The sequence below is a fragment of the Candidatus Phytoplasma pruni genome, assembly GCF_013391955.1.
Lineage (GTDB): Bacteria > Bacillota_I > Bacilli_A > Acholeplasmatales > Acholeplasmataceae > Phytoplasma.
In genome coordinates this window covers 1-8070 of the sequence record NZ_JABUOH010000007.1, presented here as the reverse complement: position 1 = coordinate 8070, position 8070 = coordinate 1, and the positions used below count along the sequence as shown (strand labels likewise).

The window sequence follows — 8070 nt, the reverse complement described above, 5'->3', positions numbered from 1 at the left end:
AAAAAAAAAACAAGTCCCACCAACTTGGAACTTGTTTTTTTATTTAATTTAATAAAAATATTGTATTTTTATTAAGAAAAAAATGATTTTTTTAATTAAAAAGTTTTAATTTTTTTCGTTTATAAATAATATCAATTCGATATAATATACAATAGCTTTTTATTTATTTAAAAAATAAAAACCCTCTTTTAATTAAAAAGTTATTTTTTCATCTCTAAAAAAGATCAATCTTGCGACAAAAACCCTTCTGTATCTTTAAAAATGTATTCTTGTTGGTAAAATCAAATTCTTTATTGTATTTTGACATTAAAAAACTGTTAATCCTGTTCCGTTAATATTAATATTAAATACCTTCCGCCTTATCGCTACTCAGAAACTTTCGTTTCCTTGAACACTATTCGCTATAATTTCCGAAATTGCTCTATTTGTTGTGTTCTTAGGTTTTTCAGACCTTATCTGTGACGCTATTTTATTCTTGTGAAACCTTCTTGTCTTTTGGATTGTAGGCTCAATTTTCTTTCAGGTTCTGCCGTAATCCTAAATTCTTTCTCATATCAGAACCACACCAGCGATACGACCATCAGCAAGTCGTGCTGTCACGTTAATAACTGCTGATATTTAGGGGTCTTTCTCGCTAAAAGATAAATAATTGCATTTCTTTTGTCGAAACTCTTGAAAAAAAAAAAAAAACAGTATAATTAATGTTATATTCAATAAAAATTAAGAGAAAGTGAAAACAACTATGAATTCAAACAATCAATTTTACCAATCGAAAAAAAGTAAAACTCCTCAAATTCTTCTAATTTTGTTAGGTGTAATATTATTGGGCGTCGGCTCATTCGTAATTTACAAATGGAGAAACAATAAACAAATTGCTCAAGAATTAGATGAAAAAAAGAAGGAAATGAACCGTTTAATAGAGCAAAAAAATGCTTTACCGAAAATTCCCACAACTTCTGTTTTAGAAGATAAAGTATGGGCACAATTATCAAATGGTCAAATAGATAGAGCAACTGCAAGACAACGATTAACAGATAAAATAGTTTTAGCTTTACAACATGATGTTTACGAATTGAAAATAGTAATTTTATCTTCAGAAATACAATTATTAGAAAAACCAAAAAATAACAAGATACAATTATGGCACAACAAACAAGAAATTACGATTGACGAATGGACACGAGTTGCAGTCGGTTTAAAAGAAAAATTGCATAAACGCGAAAATAGTTTAAAAAACCCTTTATCCTATTTATTCGAAATGCAACCAAATTTAAAGAACGTTTTGCAAGAAACAACTGAAGATGAAGATTCTGACGAAGAAGAATAAATAAACAAAATTTATTTTGCAATTAAGACTTTTTTATAAATAAATTCAATATACCTCAAAAAGAAAACCTTGAAAAACAAAAAAACTATCCAATGGATAGTTTTTTTCATATGACAACAAAACTTAATTTTGTTTTTTTTGAGAATATCTAATTAAAGTATTTCTTTTTTTATTTTTAGTTAATAAACCGCGTTTAGAATGAAAATCACCTGGATGTTGTTTAAAATGCTTGTTTAATTCTTCGATTTCACGATTTAATAAAGCGATTTGAACTTTAGTAGAACCTGTGTCGCCTTCTTTATTGCTATTGTTTTTAATAATCTCTTTTTTTTCTTCTTTGCTTAATAACATTATTATTACCTCTTTATGAATTTTTGATTTTTTTATAATTTTAAAAATTGTTCAACATCTAAAATAAAAACAGTTGCTCCTCCAATAGAAATTTCGGAAGGTAAAGAATAAAAAGCCCCCATTTCATTTAAAACATTGCCTGGAATCATTTGAGTTCTTTTTCTAGAATGTTCTTTGATAATTTGCAAAACCGCATCTACTCTTTCAGCATCAATACCTATCACAAAAGTAGCATTTGCTTCTCTTAAAAAACCACCTTTAGTAGATAATCTTGTATTAAAAACATTCTCTTTATTTAAATTATTTTGAACTTTATTCGCATCTTCGCTAGACACAATTGCTAAAATTAATTTCATACTATCTTTCATATTTATATTATATAACATTTATTTAATAATATTAATTTTTATTAGGTTTTTTTGTTAAAAATAATAAAAATTAATATTATTAGGTCTTTGACAGATGGCACATAATAACCTGAGAGGATCTTTTTAGCCACTTTTAAAGCTAAATTATAAAACTATAACCCAAAAGGGATAGACTTTTTTAACCCATAAAAAGCACTATTTCTTATTAATAGTGCATCTTACCCAATGTTCTGATGATATTTGCAATAAATCTGGATCTGGCAAACCATCTTTTTTAAAAACGCGAAAATCAAAGTTAGCGTTTTCAGCGTTATAAAAATCCGTGGCTTCATCATAATGGTTAAAATTAACACTAGTGATTAAAAAATCATTTAATAATTTTTTCGTATACGGATGTAAGGGATTTTTCAAAAGAACAGAACTAGGCGCTTTTTCCACTATTTGACCTTTATATAAAACAATGATATTATCCGCCACTTGGGAAACAACCCCTAAATCATGAGTAATAAATAATAAAGCCATTTTATGTTTCTTTTGCAGATTTTTAATTAACTGTAAAATTTCTTTTTGGACTAAAACATCAATTGCTGTAGTAGGTTCATCAGCGATCAAAATTTCTGGTTCACAAGCTAAAGCAATAGCAATCATGACCCTTTGACACATCCCGCCTGATAATTGATAAGGATATGAAGACATCACTCTTTCTGGATCGTTAATTTCCACTAGTTTTAACAGTTTTAAAGCCTGTTGAAAAGCTCTTTCGCTAGACATTTGGCGATGAATGATTAAAACTTCCATAATTTGTTTTTTTAATCTTTAAAACAGGATTTAAACCTGCTACAGGGTCTTGAAAAATCATCGCGATTTTATCGCCTCTAATTTTTTGCATTTCTTGGTCGTTAAAAGTAGAAATAATTTGATCTTTAAAAATAATTTGACCATCATATATGGTTTGATTTTCTTTTAATAATTGTAAAATAGACATCACGATTTGTGTTTTGCCTGAACCTGATTCGCCTATTATGCCCAAGCTTTCGTTTTTATTCAGTTCAAAAGAAACCCCTTGGACTGCTTTAACCAAACCCTTATCTGTTTGAAAATAAGTATGTAAATTATTAACCTTCAATAAACTCATGCTTTTTTATCCTTTTTTTGGTCCAAAGTGCATAAAACAAAATGACCTTTTTTCACTTCATAAAAATCTCTATCCGAAAAATCAGAAGAAAAACTAAAACCTTTTTGTTCGTTTTGAAAAGAGTGCTTTTGACCTAAATTAGCGTATTGCGGCAAAACCGGAATAGCATTTAATAATTTTTGTGTATAAGGATGTAGAGGATTGTTAAAAAGCTCTTCAGTAGGAGCTAATTCAACTAACCGACCTTTTTCCATCACACCAATACGATCACTAATATAACGAGCTACACCTAAATCATGAGAAATAAATAAATAAGTCATTTGATACTTCTTTTTTAAAACACTCAATAAATCTAACACTTGTTTTTGCACGGTCACATCCAAAGCGGAGACAATTTCATCACAAACAATAAATTTAGGCTTTAAAATTAAAGTTTTAGCGATATTAACTCTTTGCCTTTGACCACCACTTAATTCATGAGGATAACGGTCTAATAAATCTTTCTTTAAACCACAATTTTCCGCTATTTCGATAATTTCTTTCTCATAACGAAGGTCTTTTTTATTTTTGACCTTTTTTTGAATCAATAAACCTTGACCGATAATATCTCTAATTTTAAATTTAGGATCTAAAGAAGAAAAAGAATCTTGAAAAATAATTTGGACTTCTCTTCTTAACAGTTTCATCTCTTTTTTCTTTAATTCGTTCAAAGATAAGGCATTTTGATGAGTTGGAGAATAATATAAAATTTGACCTGAATCAGGTTTTTGGAGTTGAACGATCATTTTCCCTAAAGTAGATTTACCTGAACCAGATTCCCCAATAATGCTCAAAGTTTCTTCTTCATAAATAGTAAAATTAAGATTATGATTAGCTTCAAACACCTTTTTATGGTTCAAAAAAGTTTTATATAAATTTTGAATTTGTAATAAGACTCTTTTTTCTTGCATATCTTTTTATTTATCCTCTTTCTGTTGAGATTGACGAGGAGAAAAAGATTGAACCAAACCTTCACCAATTAAATTAAAAGCCAAAGAAGTTAATAAAATAAAGATTAAAGGTCCGAAAATTAAATACGGACGAGAACTGATATAGGATTTATTAAAACTCAAAATAGAACCCCATTCAGGCGTAGAAGGATCAAGCCCTAAACCGATAAAACCCATACTAGCGGCCACTAAAATGATAGAACCTAAACGAGTAGCCATTAAAGTAATTAAAGTACTTAAAACATGCGGAAAAATGTGTTTTCTTAAAATATAAAAATGACTAGCTCCTAAAGAAAGAGCATTTTGTACAAAATCTTTTTGAGAGACTTGGATAGTAACTGCTCTAATATTTTTAATAAAAAGGGGTAAATAACATATACTAATGGATAAAATCAATTGATTCATCCCTTTTCCGAACATAAAAATCACTATAAAAGCTAACACAAAATCAGGAAAAACCACTAAAAAATCACAAATAAGATTCACTATTGAATCCGTACAACTACGAAAATAACCCGCTATAATGCCTAACAGAGTGCCGACAAAACCACTTATCAAAGCCGTACAAAAAGCTATTTTTAAAGAATTTCTGGTTCCTTGGATAATAAAACTCCAAAGATCGTGTCCAATAGAATCAGTTCCCATCAAATGTTTTGGACTAATAGGTTCTAAAGCGTTATTGGTCAAATGATTACTTTCTTTATCAAAAAACAAAGGCATCAGATAAGTTAAGACCATAAGACTGGAGAAAATCAATAAACCCCAAAATAACATTTTATTCTTGCGATATATTTTATTTAACATCTGTTTTTTCCACTTCATAATAATCCAACTCACTTTTATTTTAATCTATGGTTTTTGGTATTTTATTAAACTTGACGGTTTTTTTCTTTCGTTTTAGGATCTAAACAACCATAAAGCACTTCTAAAGCGATATTAAAGATACTAATAAATAAAGCTAATAAGATGATAGAGGCACGAATAACCGGAATATCTCTTTTAGTAAAAGACTCCATTATCAAAGAACCCACACCATCAATAGTAAAAATAGATTCTACTATTAAAGACCCGCCTAACATAAAACTAAAAAGTAAGCCAATTTGGGTGATAATAGGGATTAAAGCGTTTTTTAAGACATGATGGAATAAAATATATGTCGGCGATAATCCTTTGGCGCGCGCTACCACGATATAAGGTTGTTCTAAAATCTCAATGATATTATTTCTCACCGTTCTAGCGATTAAAAAAGTTTGCCCCAAAACTAACGTAATAATAGGTAAAATCCAAGAAGAGGGACTATCTAGACCAGAAATAGGGAATAACATCCAACGAAAACCTAAAAAATATTGCAACAAGAAACCTATGATAAAACTAGGCGTTGAAATCATCAAAATAGAAAGTACAAGTATGAAATAATCTTTTTTACTGTTTTGATAATAAGCCGCAAACATGCCTGCTAAAATACCCAAAAAAGAGGCAATAAAAATGCTAATAATAGATAACGTTAAAGTAATAGCAAAAGGTCCCATAAATAAGTTGAGAGCTTTTTGATCTCTTTGAATGTATGAATTACCAAAATCAAATTTAAAAATAATCCCTGTCAAATAATCCTGAAATTGTTGATGTACATTTTCATTTAACCCTAATTCTTGAGCTAATTGGGTTTTTTGTTCGTCAGTACTGTCTTGCCCTAATAAAGCTTGTACCGGATCGGAAAAAAGCTTTAAAGCGAAAAAAATACTCACAATAACAAGCAAATAAATAAACATGGTATAAAAGATTTTTTTCAAAGTATATTTAGCCATTTTGATACATACTTTCTATAACTTAATTTAGATTTACTGCCACATATATGCATTTTCATAAAGACATCTTTTTTTCTTCTCGATGAGAAGGTTCAAAAATATATTTATTGTTCTTTAGTGATGCCTAACCAATTGTTATTGCCGAAAGCATCCATTTTAAAACCTTTGATTTTATCTCTGGTAATAGAAATTTTTTGTTGTTTAGAAAACAAAGGAACATAAACATAATTCTCTTTTAAAATAGTTTGTATTTGCTTTATTTTCTCTGGATAGGAATTGGAGACTGTTTGGTCTGATTTCTTTTCTGAAGGTTTTTCTGTTTTTTGTTCGATAGGAAGCTGATCTATTTCATCCAATAAAGCCCATACATCATTATTCTTGCCATTTTTACCGTTATTTTCATTTGCATCTTGATTTTTGAAGTTTTTAAAAGAAGAAACATTCATAATACCATCTATCGTTTCACCTTCAACAGTTTTAAAACGTTCTTTGCCTGTGAAATTAGTATTAATGCGTCCAAAATATTGTTTTAAAACATAATGAGGATAAGTGTTGGATAAACTATCACTAAAAGAAACTATGTCAAATTCTCCTTTTTGAGCTTTTTCCAACATAGTGTTAAAATCAGTCTTTTTGATTTCACATTGAAAATCTATTTTTTTCAAAAGTTCTTTTAATTTATATAAAAAACGATTTCTCAAGTTATTATCATCTTGAGTGATTAATATTTGAAGAGGGTGTTTTTTCAATTCGTTTTTAAAATCATTTATTGTTGATGGAAGGTTTTGTTCTGCTTCGGCACTATTGGTTGATTTATTTTTTTCTTCCATAGTTCCGCCGATTAAACGAGGGTCTGAAAAGGAATCGATTTCTTGATAATTCGCTCTCTCATCTTCATTTGTTTGGTTTTTTAATAATTGGTCTAATATTGTCTTTTTATTTGCTTGAATAATGTCATAAAGAATTTTTCTTTTATGGACGTCTAAACGATCGTTATTCAATAAGATAAATTCTAAATTTAAAAAATCATTCTTTACTGTTTTTAAATTATTGATGTTTTGTTTTCGGATTTCAAAGATATTTTCATTGGTTGGTTCTATTAATATATCTATTTCCTCATTTTGAGTTTTTAAGAAACAAGGTCCAGAATCAGGATAATATTGAAAATGAATTTTTTTGATAGCAGGAGGGTTCGCTTCTACGTTAGGATGTTTGTCAAATAATTCTAATTGAACTGTTTCGTTTTTGATGGTTTTTAATTGAAAAATTCCTAAACCTATTGATATTCCTTTTTTAAAGTCTTTTTCGCACTCTTGTTTATTTATGACAAAAATTTTACTTAAATAAAATTCATTCATATTGTTGTTTGCATTTTCAAATGTAACAGTGAACTTATTATTAAGCTCATCTTCAATTTTATCAAAACTTTTTATATAACGAGCAGATTCTAAACCTAATTCTTTGGTATTTTCCCAAGAATACAGTATATCATCAACTGTTAAAGGATGATTATTATGAAATTTAATATTGTCTTTTAAAACATATGTTTTTGTTTTAGATGAAGAATCTGAATTATTTGACTTATCTAATTCTTCTAAAATATTACTCTCATAAGTGGTTTTTTCATATTTTTTACCCTCTGTTAGTTCAGTTTTAGCTATCAATAAAGGTTCATGAATTAAATTTCTTATCATATTATTATAAACAGTTCTAGAACCAACATTATACATCCCAAAACCTGGTTGCATAGGAGCCGCTGTAGCGACATACAAAGTATCTGTCTGTTTTGAGTTATTTTTTTTATTGATACTTCTAAAATTGTATAAAAAAGTTCCCATTAATAAAATTATCACCAAAAGAACAATAATAGATGTTTTTTTGTTTTTATTAATATATTTTAAAAATTTATTATCCTTTTTGATCATAGAAATCTGTTACCTCATTTCTAGACTTTAAAATTAACAACAAAAGGCAAAAATTTTAAAGCTATTAAAAAACTATCGTGCTCATGCCCAAAAAAACCGGCATTAGCATGATAAAAAAAAAAAAAAAGATATTTGTTATATTGATAATTCGCCTATATTAAATTAAAAAC

9 protein-coding genes are annotated in these 8070 nt (G+C 28.2%); 1 reads left to right on the top strand and 8 read right to left on the bottom strand.

Annotated features, from left to right (window positions below; translation table 11 throughout):
- Positions 1-742: 742 nt before the first annotated feature.
- Positions 743-1327: a hypothetical protein gene (locus HR065_RS00250; protein ID WP_178733916.1), complete on the top strand. Its 585-nt coding sequence runs from the start codon at positions 743-745 to the stop codon at positions 1325-1327.
- Between the two features lie 123 nt (positions 1328-1450).
- Here HR065_RS00250 and rpsO read toward each other — a convergent pair whose 3' ends face one another.
- The 8 genes from rpsO to HR065_RS00215 all read right to left on the bottom strand — a co-directional run bounded on the left by rpsO (position 1451) and on the right by HR065_RS00215 (position 7900).
- Positions 1451-1678 (bottom strand): 30S ribosomal protein S15, encoded by a 228-nt coding sequence (gene rpsO, locus HR065_RS00245; protein ID WP_178733915.1) that lies wholly within the window; start codon positions 1676-1678, stop codon positions 1451-1453.
- Positions 1679-1710: 32 nt separating this feature from the next.
- Entirely contained in the window at positions 1711-2034 is a 324-nt protein-coding gene (locus HR065_RS00240; protein ID WP_178733914.1) for a cyclic-di-AMP receptor, read from the bottom strand.
- A gap of 207 nt (positions 2035-2241) precedes the next feature.
- Positions 2242-2844 carry an ATP-binding cassette domain-containing protein gene (locus HR065_RS03695; protein ID WP_280527659.1) on the bottom strand — a complete coding sequence of 201 codons (603 nt, stop codon included), beginning with the start codon at positions 2842-2844 and terminating at the stop codon, positions 2242-2244.
- Positions 2810-3181 carry an ATP-binding cassette domain-containing protein gene (locus HR065_RS03690; RefSeq protein ID WP_280527658.1) on the bottom strand — a complete coding sequence of 124 codons (372 nt, stop codon included), beginning with the start codon at positions 3179-3181 and terminating at the stop codon, positions 2810-2812. Before HR065_RS03690 ends, HR065_RS03695 begins: the two co-directional genes overlap by 35 nt.
- Positions 3178-4131, bottom strand: a complete 954-nt coding sequence (locus HR065_RS00230) for an ABC transporter ATP-binding protein (RefSeq protein ID WP_178733913.1) — start codon at positions 4129-4131, stop codon at positions 3178-3180. The genes HR065_RS03690 and HR065_RS00230 overlap by 4 nt, the downstream gene beginning before the upstream one ends.
- Positions 4132-4137: 6 nt before the next feature.
- Positions 4138-4992: an ABC transporter permease gene (locus HR065_RS00225; RefSeq protein WP_244948317.1), complete on the bottom strand. Its 855-nt coding sequence runs from the start codon at positions 4990-4992 to the stop codon at positions 4138-4140.
- A 47-nt stretch (positions 4993-5039) separates the two neighbouring features.
- Positions 5040-5975 (bottom strand): ABC transporter permease, encoded by a 936-nt coding sequence (locus HR065_RS00220; RefSeq protein ID WP_178733912.1) that lies wholly within the window; start codon positions 5973-5975, stop codon positions 5040-5042.
- Between the two features lie 104 nt (positions 5976-6079).
- The gene (locus tag HR065_RS00215; protein ID WP_178733911.1) at positions 6080-7900 is read right to left on the bottom strand and encodes an ABC transporter substrate-binding protein; all 1821 of its coding nucleotides are present in this window, start codon (positions 7898-7900) and stop codon (positions 6080-6082) included.
- Positions 7901-8070: the final 170 nt, after the last annotated feature.